Source organism: Roseomonas sp. CAU 1739 (genome assembly GCF_039839775.1).
GTDB lineage: Bacteria > Pseudomonadota > Alphaproteobacteria > Acetobacterales > Acetobacteraceae > Neoroseomonas.
This window is the reverse complement of record NZ_JBDOQQ010000003.1, coordinates 79,965-95,878: the sequence shown is the minus strand read 5'-3', so window position 1 is coordinate 95,878 and position 15,914 is coordinate 79,965. Positions and strand designations below refer to the sequence as shown.

The following is a 15,914-nucleotide window of genomic DNA, read 5'->3' as shown; positions in this document are numbered from 1 at the left end:
GATGGCGGTCCAGATCCGCGACCTCGATGAGCATGCTGCCCCCGCCTGGGATGCCTTCGTGCGCGCATCGCCGGCGGCGACCTTCTTCCACCTCAGCCCCTGGGCGCGGGTGATCCGCGAGGCCTTCGGCCACGCCACCCACTATGCTTATGCCGAACAGGACGGTGCGGTGGTCGGCGTGCTGCCGCTGGCACGGATGCGCACGCGGCTGTTCGGCGACCTGCTCGCCTCCACGCCCTTCTGCGTCTATGGCGGCGCCGTCGCCGCGACGCCCGAGGCGGCGGAGGCGCTGGCCATCCATGCCATCCAGATGCAGGAACGCCTTGGAGCGCCGTGCCTGGAATTCCGCCGGCGGGAGGTTCCCGATGAGGGCTGGCAGACCCGGCCCCCGCTGTATTTCACCTTCCGCAAACCGATCGCCATCACCGGCGACGAGCAGGAGGATCTCGCACGCAACATCCCGCGCAAGCAGCGTGCCGAGGTGCGCAAGGCCGTCGCGCGCGGCCTGACTGCGGTGACCGACGGCGATATAGACCGGCTTCACCGGATCTACGCGGAGAGCGTGCGCAACCTCGGCTCCCCGGTGTTTCCGCGCCGCTATTTCCGCCTGCTCGCCGAGGCCTTCCCCGGCGCGCATGACGTGACCACCGTGCTTCATGAAGGACGCCCTGTCGCCGCGGTGCTGAACTTTCATTTCCGCGAGGAGGTGCTGCCCTATTACGGCGGCGGCACGCGGGCCGCGCGCGGCCTCGCCGCCAACGACCTGATGTACTGGGAGGTGATGCGCCGCGCAGGGCACGAGCGCGGCGCGACGGTCTTCGATTTCGGGCGGAGCAAGATCGACACCGGCGCCTTCGCCTTCAAGAAAAACTGGGGCTTCACGCCGCAGGAGCTGCACTACTGCTACCGCCTCGCCCCCGGCGCGCATGTGCCGGAGAACAATCCGAACAACCCGAAATACCGTTTGCTCATCGCGGCATGGAAGCGGCTGCCGCTCGCGGTCGCGAATGTCATCGGGCCGCGTCTCGTGCGCGGGCTCGGATAGGGCGAACCGATGGGACGCCGGCGCCTTCTGTTCCTAGCCCACCGCATCCCCTACCCGCCGGACAAGGGCGACAAGATCCGCGCCTGGCACATGCTCGACCACCTGGCCGATCGCTGGGACGTCGATCTCGGCTGCCTGGTGGATGATCCGGCGGACCTTGCGCATCTCGGCGTGCTGCGCGGCCGCTGCGCCGTGGTGGAACACGCGCTGCTGCCCAATCGCGGACGCATCGCGCGGGCACTGATGGGCATGCGGCCGGGACGGCCGCTCAGCCTCGGCTGGTTTCGCGATGCCCGGCTGGCGGCCTGGGCGCGGGCGGGCCTCGGCGCGGGGCGCTACGACGCGGTGCTCGCCTATTCCTCTGCGATGGCGCCCTACGCCCTGGGGCCAGCGCCGGGACCGGTACGCCGCGTGCTCGACATGGTCGATGTCGATTCCGAGAAGTGGCGGGCCTATGCCGCCGGTGCGCGGCCGCCGATGCGCCAGGTCTGGGCGCGCGAGGCGCGTACCCTGCTGGCCTTCGAACGCCGTGCCGCCGCGGCCTTCGATCGCACCCTGCTGGTCTCGCGTGAGGAAGCGGCGCGCTTCGCCAACCTGGCCCCGGAGGTCGCCGGGCGGATCGGCTGGGTGGATAATGGCGTGGACCTTGGCCGCTTCGATCCGACCCTGCCCTTTCCGGCGAGCGGCGAGGCCACGCTCGTCTTTACCGGCCGGATGGACTACCGCCCGAATGTCGAAGCGGTCATCTGGTTCGCCGGGGCGGTGATGCCGCTGCTGCGCGCCCGCTGGCCTGCCGCCGCCTTCAGCATCGTCGGCGCCAAGCCCTCCCCCGACGTTCTCGCGCTGGCGCAACTGCCCGGCGTGACGGTGACCGGCGAGGTGCCCGACACGCGCCCCTTCATCGCCGCGGCGACCGCCTGCGTCGCACCGCTGCGGATCGCGCGAGGCATCCAGAACAAGGTGCTGGAAGCGATGGCGATGGCGCGCCCCGTCATCTGCTCCCCGCAGGCCTTCGAGGGTGTCCATGCCGTGGCCGGGCGCGATCTGCTCGTGGCCGACGACGCGGGCTCCTGGGTGGAGGCCATCGGCGCCGTCTTCGCCGGCCGGCATCCCGGGCTTGGTCCCCGGGCACGTCAGGCCATCGAGGCGGGGCATGACTGGACAGTGACGCTGCGCGCCCTTGATGCCGCGCTGGAGAATGCTCCGGCACCTCGCCAGCAGGAGGTGGCGGCATGACGGCCATGTTACCCCGCACCGCCGATCGGACCGGCAAGGCGGGGATCATGCCGCCGACTGGCTGGGCCGCCCCGCTCCTCGCGCTTGGCGTCGCCCTGGCCGCCTGGGGCGCGCTGTTCGCGCCGGAAGCCGCCGCGGCCGTGGCCGTATGGGAAAGCTCGACGGCGTACAATCATTGCTGGCTGATCCCGCCGATCGCCTTGTGGCTCGGCTGGCAGCGGCGGGGCCGGCTGCAGGGCATGGTGCCAGCGCCCTCATTCCGGGCAGCGTTGCTGCTGCCGCCGCTTGGCCTCGGTTGGCTGGTGGCGGAGCGGCTCGGCATCATGGAAGGGCGCCAGCTCGCGGCGGTGGCCATTGCGGTGACGGTGGTCGTCGCGATCCTCGGGCTGCGTTTCGGGCGCGCGATGGCCGCGCCGCTCGCCTATCTGGTCTTCCTGGTGCCCTTCGGCGCCTTCAGCGTGCCGGTTCTGCAGCGGGTCACGGCCCGGATGATCGAGTTCCTGCTCGGTTTGACCGGCATCCCGCATTATGTCGATGACATCGTCATCGAGATCCCGGCCGGCCGGTTCCTGGTGGCGGAAGCCTGCGCCGGGCTGCGCTTCCTGATCGCATCGGTGGCCTTCGGGGCGCTCTACGCGCTGACCATGTTCCGCAGTACGGGCCGACGGCTCGTGGTGATGGTGCTGTCGGTGGTGGTGCCGATCCTCGCCAACGGGCTCCGCGGCTTCGGCCTGGTCATGATCGGGCACTACAGCGGCACCGCGGCGGCTGTCGAAGCGGACCACGTGCTATACGGCTGGCTGTTCTTCTCCATCGTGCTGCTGCTGCTGATCCTGGCGGGGTTGCCGTTCCGCCAGGATGGCAGTCCGCCATCCAGGCCCTCGGTCGTGCCGCCGCCCATCGACCGCCCGCGTGGCACCGTTTTCGCAGCGATGGCTGCTGTCGCCATGCTGGGGATAACGCTTGGGCCGGCCGTGGCATGGGCACTCGACCGCGGGGGGCGGGCCGAGCCCGCCAGCATGGCCGGGCGGCTCATCCCCCCGGATGGCTGCGTCGCAGAGGCCGGGGGGACCAGGTTGCAATGTTCCGGCTGGATCGTCTCGGCACGGGTCATCGCCTTCCCCGCGCGCGCCAACTGGTCCGCGGTCGTCGCGGCCCGACGCCAGGCCCTGGGCGGCAGCGATATCGAGTATGGCTATACGGTGACCTTGAACGATGGCGCCGCCCGCTGGTCGGTGCGCCAGTCGCAGAACGGCATGCGCGCGGTCGCCACCTGGTTCGATGGCCGGCCCGCTGGCGAGGGGTTGCGCGACCGCGCCACCCAGGCCTGGAATGTGCTCCGCGGTGGCGATGCGAGCCCGGTCGTGGTGGCGCTCGACCTCCAACCAGGGGCCGGTGCGGCATTTGATCCGCAGCGTGTGCGTGGCGCCTTTGAACAGGTGCTGGCGGCTCAAGGTGTCGACCTTGTGGCCCGCGCCGCCGCCTTGTCCCGGCCGCGCTGATCCCTCCTCAGGGGGCTGTGCCAGGTGCGCCTGCGGCGTATTCTGGAATCCGATACCGCCCGAGATCCTCCGCCGTTGGGGGACCCGACAGCCGCATCCTGGATGCTGGCCCGCCAGGGAAGCGGCTGGGGACATGGTCATCAAACAGACCGTGACCACGGGTGTGCGGGCGAGCCGACAGACAGGGCTCGTTCTGACTTGAGCCGAGCCTCATGATGCCGCGCCGCGCGCCCGTAGCCGCTTCCGCCAAGACCGCGACTTCGGCGCAGTGTCGCCGGACTTTACAGGCCGCGGATCATTGCACAGCGGACTAAGCCAACATATTGATTTAGCAGAAGATTATTGATGGCACGCGAATTGCCTTTATCGGTGGAGACCTACCGCTCATGCGCGGGTCGGCAGAACGATTAAGGAGGGTAACATGCATTCCCTACGGAAGTTGGCGCTCGCGGCCGTAAGCACCATCGCAATATCCAGCGGAGCAATGGCAGCACCCATTGCGGTCGGCTCGCAGATCTCGCTCAACGGGATTGACAGCTTCACCGCGACGTCCGTCACCTTCGCGAATCCAGCCAATATCGGTGGGCTGGGCGGCAGCTTCGCCGCAGCCGGCATGACCACCTGCACCGGCTGCGTGACGATGTCGAGCTTCACCAACGCCACCCCGCTGCCCTTCACCCTGTTCACCGCCATCAGCAACGCCATCACGGCGAGCCTGTCGGTGACCAATGTGTCCTTCTCCTACACCCCGGGCGACATTCCGCGCCTCGACGGGCTCGGCACTGGCATCCTGAGCCTCACCGGCTATGACCCGACGCCAGGCGTCTTCGCCCTGACGACGCAGGGCCCGGCCGGCGCGAGCGTGACCTTCTCGGTGACCTCCGTTGCGGTGCCTGAGCCCGCCAGCATGATCCTGCTCGGCAGCGGGTTGCTCGGCCTCGCCGCGCTCCGCCGCCGCTCGCGTACTGCTGCCTGACAGCTTGTCCCCGGCCACTGTGCCGGGGCGAACTGTTCGTTTGGCCTTCTGCTCGGAGTGGCCCCGTCATTGGGGCCACTTTCGGCATTTGCGAACCTGCAGACATTTTCTGAATTTTCGAAGCCTTCTCGGCGAGGCGAGGGCCGGAGTCTGAACGCAGGATTCGCTGGAGCGTAATTGGTTCACGTTCGAGCGACCATTACGCTCCAACCTATTGTTTGGTCGCGTGTTTCAGGACCCGGCGCAGCTATGGCCATCACGCTCTACTGCCATCGCCCCTTTTGTTGACCTGTGCCGATGCGCGTGATGCGATGGAGGAGATGCAGGGTGGTTCGTGGACGAGGGCGTTCCAGGCGCGGCAACAGGCGTCGATGATCCGCTCGGTGGCCAGCCAGACCCAGCGCAGCCTCGTCACTCAACTGATGCGGCGGGCGCACCGACATGTGGCTGAAGTTCAGCCGGGCCAACAGCTCACCGATGCTGCGTTCGTGGAACGCGACACCGAACTCGCGCGCGATCAGATCGCGCAGGTCGGTCCGAGGCCAACCCATCAGGCCGCCATGCGCCACCGAGTCCGGCGCGGCTTCCATCCAGGCTGTGACCTGCGCTTCCTGCTCGACGCACAGCCGGCGTCGCGGACCTGTCCTGCGGGGCCGGTCCGACAGGCCCGCCAGACCTTCCGCAGTGTAGCGGTGCACCCAGTCGCGCAGCGTCCGCATCAGCTGCAGCTCGCGCGCGCAACTGTGCCGGGCTCAGTTCCAGCCGCGTAATCGCCACCGCCACCATCGTCCATTTCCCAACGCCGTACCCGCGTCAGGGAATCACAGCGGTCGCCAGCGGGGAATCCTCGGGAGTCAGAACTGAGGGCCGCTGAATGAGGGCAGGAACGGCAGGATACCAGCGGTCCGTGCCATGGGCCGCTGGTACGACGAGGTTCCAAAGCGGGTGAAACCGCTATCGTTTTGCTGGAGCGAGGATGGTCACCCGCCCGGGCGATTTCACCCGGGCCGGCTCCGATCCCGGACATGAACTGAACATGGAAACAGCGGTGCCCTTTCAGGCACCGCCGTCCCATCAACGGGCCCCTTGCGGGGTGGTATCAGGCCTGGCGGCGACGCGCCGCGAAGCCCAGGCCGAGCAGGCCTATGCCGAGGATCGCCATCGAGGCGGGCTCGGGCACCGGCGCCGTCAGCTTCGCATACAGGTAGGCGGTGCTGGTGCCGCCTTCCTGGCTGATGAAGTTGTCGGTGATCGCGCCGCCGATCGAAGTCGCGAACCCGACGACCGCCAAGGTGTAGGGCTGCCCGGCGATGGTAAAGGCCTGCGAACTCGAGAGGTTCTCGAAGGTGATCTTGTCGGCACAAGGCGTGACGGACGGATAGGCGCAGGGCGTCTCGTTCGGCGTCTCGTCGATCAGGAACCGATAGGAGAAGTTCTGCGTGGCAGGGCTCGCGCTGTCGACCGCGACGGCCAGGCCCAGCGTGGCACTGGTGGCCGCGCTGCCGCCAGCGATCGGATTGTTGTAATGGACCAGCGTGCCGAGCAGGAAGTTGGTGTCGGTAGGGACGACGGCGGCCGGCGGCTGCGCGCCGTCGAAGCCGAGGCCGCTCTGGCCCTCGCCCAGGCTGACACCCCAGCGGACGGTGGTGAACACGTCGGGCGAGACGCCCTGGGTGCCATTGAGCACGATGTTCGAGCCACCCGTCGTGCCGGTCCAGGTCGGCGTGGTCGAGAGGATGTTCGCCGCCATGGCGCCACTGGCGAGCACGGCGGACAGCGAAACCGCTGCGACGCCGGCGGTGAGGAGGGTGCGGAACGACATGGTCATCTCCTTGGCAAAAGGTTCTTGGGCGCCTGCGTGATCCCTGACGAACCAACGCCCTCGCTCCGCCAACATGGTTAGCAACCGGTATGCCATCGCATCTATTTCTTCTAAAGCGTTGATTTTAATCTGAAATATACCTCACAGCCTTGTGTTTGGATCGATACCGTAAGGGGAGGCGACACGGTTCGGCTGCCGCCGCCAAACAAGGGCCTGGCGCAGGTCCCTTTCAGGCGGCGTCACTTGATCGGGTGACGATGTCCGGCGGGTTCGGCGGGCGGGCTTTCGGTAGGGGACCCGTCGACCACGGCGCCTGAACCGCCCCGGGCCGCCTGCGGCAAGGGTCCGCCAGCCACGCGATGTCCCTGGGCTTTTGGCATCGCCAGGCCGAGCACCGGCCGCCTGCGATCCAATCCACCCCTGGATGGGGCCCTGTGTCGGATGAATTTACACCCATCCCGCACAGCCACATCCGGTGAGGGAGCACGCTTGATCGGGCTAGGCCCCTATCGGCCGTCAGGCGTCCGGATAGGCGATCGCCACCACCTCGATCTCCTCGGTGCCGGAGGGGATGCGGATCCGCCGCAGGTCCCCCACCCGCGCACCCAGCAGCGCGCGCGCCACTGGCGCCACCCACGAGACATCGCCGCGCTCGGCGTCGGCTTCATCCACGCCGACGATGCGGATGGTCACCTCGGCATCGTCCGACATCCGGGCATAGGTGACGGTCGCGCCGAAGAACACCTGGTCGCGCCTGGCCTGCGCCGCCGGATCCACCACCTGCACCCGGTCCAGCCGCTTGCGCAGAAAGCGCACCCGTCCATCGATCTGCCGCAGGCGGCGCTTGCCATACTGGTAGTCCGCATTCTCCGACCGATCGCCGAGCGAAGCGGCCCAGGAGACGATCTCGACCACCTTGGGGCGTTCATCCTCCCACAGGGCGCGGACCTCCTCCCGCAGCGCGGCGGCGCCCGCAGGGGTCATGTAGAAGGGCGTGCCGGGCGGCAGGCCGGGCGGGGCGTCATCCCCGTCGTCGTCATCCTCGCTCACGGGTCGAGCAGCGCGTGCCGCACGGCCTCCCAGGATTCGCGATCGGGCGCGCAGATCAACCCGCCATCGCGATGGGTGGGCCCATACGCGCTGCCGTCGAAGCGCGCAGAGAAGCCGCCAGCCTCCCGGTGCAGCAGCCAGCCCGGCAGGTGGTCCCATGGCAGCAACCGGTTGTAGAACAGCACATGGCCGTGCCCGCCGGCCGCCCAGCGGTATTCATGGGCGGCGCAGCGATACCCGACCACCCCGGCGAACAGCGGAAACCGCGCCGTCACCTGCCCACGCAACGGCGGCGGCAGGAAACCCCAGGAGATCGCGCCGACCATCCTGTCCAGCGGCACCGGCGCGGCAACACGCAGATCGGCCACCGGGCGGCCCTCGGGATCGGCGATCCAGGCCCCCTCCCCGCGCAGCGCGATGGCGGTGTCGTCGCCCAGCGGATCATGGATCCAGGCGCCGACCACCTCGCCCTTCACGACCGCGGCGGCCATGGTGGCGAACAGCGGCAGGCCGGCGGCGAAATTCGCCGTGCCATCCACCGGATCGACGACGAAAGCCAGGTCGGCATCGGCAAGCCGGTCCATCACGGCGGGATCAGCCGCCGCCGCTTCCTCTCCCACCACGGCGCAGCCGGGGAAGATCCGCTTCAGGCCGGCCTCGATGATTCGCTCCGCACCTTCGTCCGCGTCGGTGACGAGGTCGAGCGGACCGGATTTCGAGCGCACCTCTCCCTGCGCCAGGCGACGGAAGCGCGGCAGGATCTCGGCGCGCGCGGCGTCGCGCAGCAGGGCCGCGACCTCGCCCAACCGGGCGGCGCCGATCATGGCTGGCGGCCCTCGAAGCGGGCCCGGTCGGCGGGGGAAAGTCGCACGGTCAGGCGCACGCCATCCTCCCGGTCGTCGCGGGCCAGCACCTCGCCATGCTGGTACAGCCAGGCAAGCCCGGCCCCGTCGCTACCGGGCAGGACAAGGTCGACGGTCTCCATGCCGGCGGACAGCCGCGTATCGATGGACCGGCGGAGTTCTTCCAGTCCCTCCCCGGTCAGCGCCGAGACCGGCACGGCGCCGGGCGCGCGGCGCGCCACCGCCTCGACGCCGCCGAGCAGGTCGGCCTTGTTCAGCACCTCGACGATGCGGTCCTGCCAGCCAGGTTCGAGGCTGGCATTCGGGCCCTCGGCCATCTCCTCCATCACGCCTAGCACGTCGGCGCGCTGCGCGGCGCTGTCCGGATGGGCGATGTCGCGCACATGCAGGATGATGTCGGCGGCGGCAACTTCCTCGAGCGTCGCGCGGAAGGCCTCCACCAGCTGCGTCGGCAGGTCGGAGATGAAGCCCACCGTGTCCGACAGGATCGCGGTGCGCCCGGATGGCAGCCGGATCGCGCGCATGGTCGGGTCGAGCGTCGCGAACAACTGGTCCTGCGCATAGACGCCCGCGCCGGTCAGTTCGTTGAACAGCGTGGACTTGCCGGCATTGGTGTAGCCGACCAGCGCGATCACCGGATACGGCACGCGCGCGCGGGCGCTGCGGTGCAGGCCGCGGGTGCGGCGCACCTGCTCCAGTTCCTTCTTCAGCTTCACGATGCGGTCGCCGATCAACCGGCGGTCGATCTCGATCTGCGATTCGCCAGGGCCGCCAAGGAAGCCGAAGCCGCCGCGCTGCCGTTCCAGGTGGGTCCAGGACCGCACCAGCCGGGTGCGCTGGTATTCCAGATGGGCGAGTTCGACCTGCAGCGCGCCTTCCTTGGTGGCGGCACGCTCGCCGAAGATCTCCAGGATCAGCCCAGTGCGGTCGATGACCTTGCAGCCCCAGGCGCGTTCCAGATTGCGTTGCTGCACCGGCGTCAGCGCCGCATCCACCACGACGAGGTCGGCTTCCTGTTCCTTGAGCGCGCGGCCGACCATCTCGACCTGGCCTTCGCCCATCAGCGTGGCGGGGCGGCGTTCGCGCAGCGGATGCACGGCCGAATGGACGATCGCCACGCCGATCGAAGCGGCGAGACCGACCGCCTCGGCGAGTCGTGCCTCGGCCGCACGATGGCCGCCCGCGTCGCCGATGGCGACGCGGCTCGGTTTCTCAAAGGGCAGTATGACGGCGGCGCGGGTGGGCTGGCCGCCGCCTTCCTCACTCGCTGCCGGCAGGGGGCACCTCACGCGCCAGGGTCATGCGGGTCTCGGAGGCCGGCGCGCCGGCAGCCGCCGGCTGCGCACCGGCCTGGGCAGTCGCGTCAAACAGCATGATCGGCGCACCAGGCATCACGGTGCTGATCGCGTGCTTGTAGACGAGCTGGGTATGACCATCCCGGCGCAGCAGCACCGAGAAATTGTCGAACCAGGTGATGATCCCCTGCAGCTTCACGCCATTGACGAGGAAGATCGTCACGGGGGTCTTGGATTTGCGAACGTGATTCAGGAACACGTCCTGCACGTTCTGGGACTTCTCGGCGGCCATTGGACCGGTCCTTCTTTTTGCTGGTCACCGACCAGACAGCGGTCCGGCGAAAACCATTTCCGGCCGCCGGCCCCGCCGTTGTCGCCGCCCTGTCAGGCCTTGGCAAGCGAAAGCAGGGCCTGGGCGAGATCATCACCATGCGAGAATTGCAGATCAGGTGCCGCCGCGGCCACGCCGCCATCATGTCCAGCATCGCCCAGCAGCACGGCGACGAAACCGGCGCGGCGCGCGGCCTGCATGTCGAGCGCGGTGTCGCCGACATACCAGATGCCCGGCGATGGCCGGAGGCCCATCGCCTCGAGCGCCATCAGCATCGGCGCCGGGTCGGGCTTGTCCGCCGCGGCGTCCCCCGCCCCCACCAGCGCGCCGAATCGCGCCACCCAGCCGAGATGCGCGGCTTCCGCCCGCAGCAGCGGCCCCTGCTTGTTGGACACCACGCCCTGGGGGGCGACACGGGCGGCGGCCGCGACGGCGGCGACGGCGCCCGGCATCGGGGCGACGACAGCCAGATGGCAGGCCGTCACCTCGGCATAGAAGATGTCCCGTGCGCGTTCCCAATCGGCGCCGAACATGCCGGGAAAGGTGTCGCGCAGCGACCCGCGCACATTGGCCAGCACCTCGGCGCGGTTCCAGACGGGCATGCCAAAGGCGCGGAAGGTGGCGGCGAGGCCGGCCTCGATCGCCGCCCAGCCATCGACCAGCGTGTTGTCCCAATCCCACAGGACCGCGGCAGGTACCTTCATCCCTTGAGTTGCCCGAGCAGGCCCAGCATGTCCCCCATCACCCAGAGGTGGCGGATGCGCCCCCCCTCCAGCGTGAAGAAGCCGACCCCTTCCCAGGCCAGTTCGCGCCCACTCGGCGGCGCGTCCAGGAAGGGCCCCGCATCGTGCCGGCCGGAGAAACGGACGCGGGCGGCGACGCGATCATCCTGCGCCAGCACATCCTGCAACGCGCAGTGATAGGCGGAAAACGCCATGCGCACGCTGCGGACATAGGCGGCGAAGGCGTCATGGCCGCGCATCACCTGGCCGAAGGTGCCCTGGAAGGCGACGTCGTCATGCATCAGCGCCGGCAGCCGGGACAGGTCGCCCTGCTCCCACAGCTCGGCGTAGAAGGCGCGGATCGTGGCGAGGTTGGCCTGTTCCCCCGGCGTCATGCGGCGTTCTTCAGCCCGCCCTGCACATGGCGGGCGAAGATGTCGAACAGCCGGCGCACCACGGGGCCGACCGCACCATCGCCGACAGCCGCGCCATCGATGCGCAGGATCGGCTTCACGAAGGAGGTGGCGGAGGTGATGAAGGCCTCCCGCGCGCGACGCATCTCGTCGAGGCTGAACGGGCGGTGCTCGACCACCAGGCCGGACTCACCCAGTTCCGCCAGCAGCGCCGCACGGGTGCAGCCCGGCAGGATCGCATGGTCGAGCGGCGGGGTGCGGATGACCCCCTCCTCATCGACGATCCAGAAGGATGTCGCGGCCCCCTCGGTGACCATCAGCGTGTCGGGGTCGAACAGCACCGCCTCGATCGCGCCCTGTTCGCGGGCCGCCTGGCGGGCCAGGCAATTGGGCAGCAGGTTGACGGTCTTGATGTCGCAGCGCGCCCAGCGCAGGTCGGGCTGGGTGATCGCCGCCCCGCCCCAATTGTCGACCGAGGCCGGATAGGGCGGGATGCGCTTGACCGTCACCACCAGCGCCGGCGGCACCGGACGCTTCGGGAAGGCATGGTCGCGACGCGACACGCCGCGCGTCACCTGCATGTACAGCAGGCCTTCGGTCACCCGGTTGCGCCGGGCCAATTCCCGCAGCACCAGGCGCAGCGCCTCGCGCGCCATCGGCATGGGCAGGCGGATTTCGCGCAGGCTACGTTCCAAGCGGTCGAGATGGCGGTCCTCGTCGATGAACATGCCGGCATGCAGGTGGACGACTTCGTAGATGCCATCGCCGAACTGGTAGCCGCGATCCTCGATGTTCACGCTGGCTTCGGATTGCGGCCGGTAGCGGCCGTTGACATAGGCGATGCGGGACATGCGGGCCTTCAGGCGTTGCCGACAGTGCCGGACGGATTGGCGCGGTCCTCGGCCTGCACGCCGAGGAACTTCAGCTTGCGGTGCAGGGCACTGCGTTCCATGCCGACGAAATTCGCGGTACGGCTGATGTTGCCGCCGAAGCGCAGCAACTGCGCTTCCAGATACTGGCGCTCGAACAATTCGCGCGCCTCGCGCAGCGGCAGCGTCATGATCTCGGATGACCGATCGAGCTTCAGCACCGCCGGCGCGGCGGCCCCCACCTGCGGCGGCAGCATGTCCGGGCGGATCGCTTCCTTCGCGTCGCCCGGCGCCATGATCAACAGCCAGTCGATCAGGTTGCGCAGTTCCCGCACATTGCCCGGCCAGTCATAGGCCTGCATGGCGGCGAGCGCGTCCTCGCTCAACTCGCGTGAGGGCATGCCGGTGGTCTCGGTAGACCGCGCCATGAAGTGGCGGGCGAGCAGCGGCACATCCTCGCGCCGCTCGCGCAGGGACGGCAGGCGCAGCGGCACCACGGCCAGGCGGTAGAACAGGTCCTCGCGGAAGCGCCCGGCCGCGATCTCGGCGGCCAGGTCGCGATTGGTGGTGGACAGCACGCGCACATCCACCTTCACCCGCGTGCCGCCGCCGATGCGCTCGAAACCCTGTTCCTGCAGGGCGCGGACGATCTTGCCCTGGGTCTCGAGCGGCATGTCGGCGACTTCGTCGAGCAGCAGCGTGCCGCCATGGGCGCGTTCCAGCACGCCCGCGCGGCGCGGCTGGGCCGCGGCATCGGTGCCGGCCTCGACGCCGAACAATTCCTCCTCGAAGCGCGCCGGGTTCAGCGTGGCGCAATTCAGCACCAGGAAGGGGCCGTCGGCACGCTTGGACCGCGCATGGATCATCCGCGCGGCCACTTCCTTGCCCGCGCCCGCCGGGCCGGTGATCAGCACGCGCGACCCGGTGGGGGCCACCTTCTCGATCGCACCGCGCAACTGGCTGAGCGGCCCGGAACCGCCCACCAGGTCGGTCTCCGGCCCGGCGCGCAGGCGCAGCTCGCTGTTCTCGCGTCGCAACCTGGCGGCTTCCAGCGCACGGGATACGATCAGCAGTAGGCGGTCCGACTTGAACGGCTTTTCGATGAAGTCGTAGGCGCCCTGCTGGATCGCCTGCACCGCTGTCTCGATGGTGCCATGGCCGGAGATCATGACTACGGGAACCTGCGGTTCCTCGACATGCAGGGCTTCGAGGATACCAAGCCCGTCGAGGCGCGAATTCTGCAGCCAGATATCGAGGATGACGAGCGAAGGCCGCCGCTGCCGGAAGGCGGCGATCGCCGTGTCGGAATTGTGGGCCTGGCGCGTCTCATAGCCCTCATCCGACAGGATCCCCTCGATCAGGGTCCGGATGTCGGGCTCGTCATCGACGATCAGGATCTCATGCGCCATGCGCAACCTTCGCTCCCTCGGCGGCTCGGGTCGAATCAGGACCCGAGTCCGGCCCGGCTGCCGTGGCCCTGATCGGCAGGATCAGGGCGACGCGCGCACCAGGGCCGTCTTCGCGATCCTCCAGGGCCAGCCTGCCGCCATGGTCCTCCATGATCTTCTTCACGATGGCAAGGCCAAGGCCGGTTCCCTTGGTCTTGTGCGTGACATAGGGCTCGGTCAGGCGGTCGCGGTCCTCCTCCTGCGGCAACCCGACTCCGTCATCCTCGACGATGAAACTAACCTCGGCGGCGGTCGATTCGACACGGGCGCCGATATGGCCGGCCCCCTCCTCCGCCCGCATGGCGACGGCATCGGCGGCGTTCTGCAGCAGGTTGGTCAGCGCCTGCCCGATCAGCCGGCGGTCGCAGGCGATCACGGGCGCAGGATCGGCATAGTCGGTGACATAGGTGATCTCGGGATGCGCATCGCGCTGCAGCACCAGCGCCTCGCGCAGCAGGCGATTGGCGTCCTCGGGCTTGATGACCGGCTGGGGCATGCGCGCGAAGGCTGAAAATTCATCGACCATGCGCCCGATATCGCCGACCTGCCGGACGATGGTGTCGGTGCATTGGCGGAAGGTGTCGGGATCGTCGGTGATCTGCTTCAGGTAGCGCCGCTTCAGCCGCTCGGCGCTCAGCTGGATCGGCGTCAGCGGGTTCTTGATCTCATGGGCGATGCGCCGGGCGACATCCGCCCAGGCCGCCTTGCGCTGGGCGGAGACGAGTTCCGTCACGTCGTCAAAGGTCAGCACGAAGCCCTCGACGCGCCCGCCCTGGATTTCCGCGCCCAGCCGCGCGATCAGCGTGCGTCGCGCCGCAGGCGCGCCGGGGCGATTATCCGCGGCCGGCGCGCCAGACCGGATCTCGGCGGTCTGCGGCCGGTCGGGCTGGGCGCGCACCGCGTCGATCAGCGCGGCGAATTCGGGTGCGACGCCGGCCAGCGGCAGGCCGATCGCGGCATCGAGGTCGACACCCAGCAGCGCCGAAGCGGACCGGTTCGGCAGGTTCACCCGCCCTTCGGCATCCAGGCCAATCACGCCAGCCGACACGCCCGACAGCACCGTTTCCGTGAAGCGCCGCCGCTCGTCGATCTGGCGATAAGCTTCCATCAATTCACCGCGCTGGGCACCGAGCTGGCTGGTCATGCGGTTGAAGGCGCGCGACAGGCTGGCGACCTCGTCATCCGCATTGCCTTCCTGCACGCGGGTCGACAGGTCGCCCGCCCGCACCCGTTCCGCCGCGGTGATCAGGCGGGAGATCGGCCCGGCGATCCGGTTGGCGATCAGCAGCCCCAGCAGCACGGCGGCCAGCAGCACCAGCAGCGTCGCGATGCCGAAGATCAGGAAGAAGGTGATCTGCAGGTCACCCTGGTTGCGGTCCAGCCGATCGTATTCCTGGAAGGCCAGTTCCGTCGTGCGCATGTGTTCCAGCACGCCGGGATCGACCGGCCGGCTGATCATAAGCATCAGGCCTGGCGGCACGTTCAGCGATGGCGGGATGTTGAGCGCCACCAGCGCCCGCACGCGACCTTCCCCGCCCTCGCCGGGGAATACCACCACCTCGCCGTTGCGGGCCTGCTCGATCGCCCAGGACGGCGGCGCATCCACCACCGCGCCGGTGGTCAGCCCCGCCGAGGCGATCACCTGGCCCAGCGTCGGTTCCACCACCAGCGATTCGGTCAGGCCGCGGATGGCGGTGTGGGTGGCGAGCAGCCGCGCGAAGGCCAGCCCGTTATCCGGCAGCAATTGCGGCCCGGCGCGGTTCAGGTCATTGGCGATGGCGAGGATGTCCGCGCGGATGGTGTTGCGGTGTTCCTCGAGATAGGCGCGCGAGGCCACGAGGGAGGCTTCGAGCGTGTTGCGGACCCGGTCGGAGAACCAGGACTGAATGCCGAGGTTGAAGAACACCGCGGAGAAGCCCGCGACGAAGATCGCCGGTACCACCGCGACCACGCCGAACAGCAGCACCAGCCGCACATGCAACCGCGACCCGGCCGAACCGCGCCGCCGCTCCACCCACATGCGCACGAGCCGCACCGCGAGCGAGGCCGCCAGCAGCAGCAGCACCGAGAGGTTGGCGAGGATGATGCCGACCACCTCGCCAGGCCCGGTCGGGCCCAGCGGCGTGCCGCCGGACAGCACCATGAAGGTGGTGAGGCCCAGCATCAGGGCGACGACCGCTAGGCCAATGGTGACGCCGCCACCCTGCAGCGCCGTCGCCGCACGCCCAGCCCAGGACCGGCCGCCGGCCTCGGCCGTGGCGTCGTCGGCCACAGGTTGCGTGCGCGTGGCCGGCCGCGTGCCGCCACGGCGCCGGAACAGGCCCAGCATGTCAGGGCCCACG

General features: G+C 69.2%; 15 protein-coding genes. 4 read left to right on the top strand and 11 right to left on the bottom strand.

Annotation, left to right across the window (positions count from 1 at the left end; all coding sequences use genetic code 11):
- The first annotated feature begins 1 nt into the window (after position 1).
- The 4 genes from AAFN86_RS06680 (at position 2) to AAFN86_RS06665 (ending at position 4,759) form a co-directional block, all read left to right on the top strand.
- Positions 2-1,045, top strand: a complete 1,044-nt coding sequence (locus tag AAFN86_RS06680; protein WP_347542490.1) for a FemAB family XrtA/PEP-CTERM system-associated protein — start codon at positions 2-4, stop codon at positions 1,043-1,045.
- Between the two features lie 9 nt (positions 1,046-1,054).
- Entirely contained in the window at positions 1,055-2,281 is a 1,227-nt protein-coding gene (locus tag AAFN86_RS06675) for a TIGR03087 family PEP-CTERM/XrtA system glycosyltransferase (RefSeq protein WP_347542489.1), read from the top strand.
- Positions 2,278-3,783, top strand: coding sequence for an exosortase A (xrtA, locus tag AAFN86_RS06670; protein WP_347542488.1), 1,506 nt, complete (start codon positions 2,278-2,280; stop codon positions 3,781-3,783). Before AAFN86_RS06675 ends, xrtA begins: the two co-directional genes overlap by 4 nt.
- 484 nt (positions 3,784-4,267) lie before the next feature.
- Entirely contained in the window at positions 4,268-4,759 is a 492-nt protein-coding gene (locus AAFN86_RS06665) for a PEP-CTERM sorting domain-containing protein (RefSeq protein ID WP_347542487.1), read from the top strand.
- A gap of 263 nt (positions 4,760-5,022) precedes the next feature.
- On the opposite strand, the gene AAFN86_RS06660 is transcribed toward AAFN86_RS06665, so the two are convergent.
- From AAFN86_RS06660 to AAFN86_RS06610, 11 genes are all read right to left on the bottom strand, one after another.
- Positions 5,023-5,478 carry a helix-turn-helix domain-containing protein gene (locus tag AAFN86_RS06660; protein ID WP_347542486.1) on the bottom strand — a complete coding sequence of 152 codons (456 nt, stop codon included), beginning with the start codon at positions 5,476-5,478 and terminating at the stop codon, positions 5,023-5,025.
- A gap of 380 nt (positions 5,479-5,858) precedes the next feature.
- Positions 5,859-6,581 (bottom strand): THxN family PEP-CTERM protein, encoded by a 723-nt coding sequence (locus tag AAFN86_RS06655; protein ID WP_347542485.1) that lies wholly within the window; start codon positions 6,579-6,581, stop codon positions 5,859-5,861.
- 516 nt (positions 6,582-7,097) lie between these two features.
- The gene (greB, locus tag AAFN86_RS06650) at positions 7,098-7,631 is read right to left on the bottom strand and encodes a transcription elongation factor GreB (protein WP_347542484.1); all 534 of its coding nucleotides are present in this window, start codon (positions 7,629-7,631) and stop codon (positions 7,098-7,100) included.
- Positions 7,628-8,455, bottom strand: coding sequence for an inositol monophosphatase family protein (locus AAFN86_RS06645; protein ID WP_347542483.1), 828 nt, complete (start codon positions 8,453-8,455; stop codon positions 7,628-7,630). The genes greB and AAFN86_RS06645 overlap by 4 nt, the downstream gene beginning before the upstream one ends.
- Positions 8,452-9,783 carry a GTPase HflX gene (hflX, locus tag AAFN86_RS06640; RefSeq protein WP_347542482.1) on the bottom strand — a complete coding sequence of 444 codons (1,332 nt, stop codon included), beginning with the start codon at positions 9,781-9,783 and terminating at the stop codon, positions 8,452-8,454. The genes AAFN86_RS06645 and hflX overlap by 4 nt, the downstream gene beginning before the upstream one ends.
- The gene (hfq, locus tag AAFN86_RS06635; protein WP_347542481.1) at positions 9,755-10,081 is read right to left on the bottom strand and encodes an RNA chaperone Hfq; all 327 of its coding nucleotides are present in this window, start codon (positions 10,079-10,081) and stop codon (positions 9,755-9,757) included. The genes hflX and hfq overlap by 29 nt, the downstream gene beginning before the upstream one ends.
- A 92-nt stretch (positions 10,082-10,173) precedes the next feature.
- The gene (locus AAFN86_RS06630; RefSeq protein ID WP_347542480.1) at positions 10,174-10,824 is read right to left on the bottom strand and encodes an HAD family hydrolase; all 651 of its coding nucleotides are present in this window, start codon (positions 10,822-10,824) and stop codon (positions 10,174-10,176) included.
- The gene (locus tag AAFN86_RS06625) at positions 10,821-11,237 is read right to left on the bottom strand and encodes an ester cyclase (RefSeq protein ID WP_347542479.1); all 417 of its coding nucleotides are present in this window, start codon (positions 11,235-11,237) and stop codon (positions 10,821-10,823) included. The genes AAFN86_RS06630 and AAFN86_RS06625 overlap by 4 nt, the downstream gene beginning before the upstream one ends.
- On the bottom strand, positions 11,234-12,106 hold the full coding sequence (locus AAFN86_RS06620) for a D-amino-acid transaminase (protein WP_347542478.1): 873 nt from the start codon (positions 12,104-12,106) through the stop codon (positions 11,234-11,236). Before AAFN86_RS06620 ends, AAFN86_RS06625 begins: the two co-directional genes overlap by 4 nt.
- Positions 12,107-12,114: 8 nt before the next feature.
- Positions 12,115-13,533, bottom strand: coding sequence for a sigma-54 dependent transcriptional regulator (locus AAFN86_RS06615; RefSeq protein ID WP_347542477.1), 1,419 nt, complete (start codon positions 13,531-13,533; stop codon positions 12,115-12,117).
- Positions 13,523-15,901, bottom strand: coding sequence for a PAS domain-containing sensor histidine kinase (locus AAFN86_RS06610; protein WP_347542476.1), 2,379 nt, complete (start codon positions 15,899-15,901; stop codon positions 13,523-13,525). The genes AAFN86_RS06615 and AAFN86_RS06610 overlap by 11 nt, the downstream gene beginning before the upstream one ends.
- Between the last annotated feature and the right edge of the window lie 13 nt (positions 15,902-15,914).

Coding starts and splice junctions, on each gene's coding strand:
- AAFN86_RS06680 (WP_347542490.1), top strand. CDS start 2: ATGGCGGTCCAGATCCGCGACCTCGATGAGCATGCTGCCCCCGCCTGG.
- AAFN86_RS06675 (WP_347542489.1), top strand. CDS start 1,055: ATGGGACGCCGGCGCCTTCTGTTCCTAGCCCACCGCATCCCCTACCCG.
- xrtA (WP_347542488.1), top strand. CDS start 2,278: ATGACGGCCATGTTACCCCGCACCGCCGATCGGACCGGCAAGGCGGGG.
- AAFN86_RS06665 (WP_347542487.1), top strand. CDS start 4,268: ATGGCAGCACCCATTGCGGTCGGCTCGCAGATCTCGCTCAACGGGATT.
- AAFN86_RS06660 (WP_347542486.1), bottom strand. CDS start 5,478: ATGCGGACGCTGCGCGACTGGGTGCACCGCTACACTGCGGAAGGTCTG.
- AAFN86_RS06655 (WP_347542485.1), bottom strand. CDS start 6,581: ATGTCGTTCCGCACCCTCCTCACCGCCGGCGTCGCAGCGGTTTCGCTG.
- AAFN86_RS06645 (WP_347542483.1), bottom strand. CDS start 8,455: ATGATCGGCGCCGCCCGGTTGGGCGAGGTCGCGGCCCTGCTGCGCGAC.
- hfq (WP_347542481.1), bottom strand. CDS start 10,081: ATGGCCGCCGAGAAGTCCCAGAACGTGCAGGACGTGTTCCTGAATCAC.
- AAFN86_RS06630 (WP_347542480.1), bottom strand. CDS start 10,824: ATGAAGGTACCTGCCGCGGTCCTGTGGGATTGGGACAACACGCTGGTC.
- AAFN86_RS06625 (WP_347542479.1), bottom strand. CDS start 11,237: ATGACGCCGGGGGAACAGGCCAACCTCGCCACGATCCGCGCCTTCTAC.
- AAFN86_RS06620 (WP_347542478.1), bottom strand. CDS start 12,106: ATGTCCCGCATCGCCTATGTCAACGGCCGCTACCGGCCGCAATCCGAA.
- AAFN86_RS06615 (WP_347542477.1), bottom strand. CDS start 13,533: ATGGCGCATGAGATCCTGATCGTCGATGACGAGCCCGACATCCGGACC.
- AAFN86_RS06610 (WP_347542476.1), bottom strand. CDS start 15,901: ATGCTGGGCCTGTTCCGGCGCCGTGGCGGCACGCGGCCGGCCACGCGC.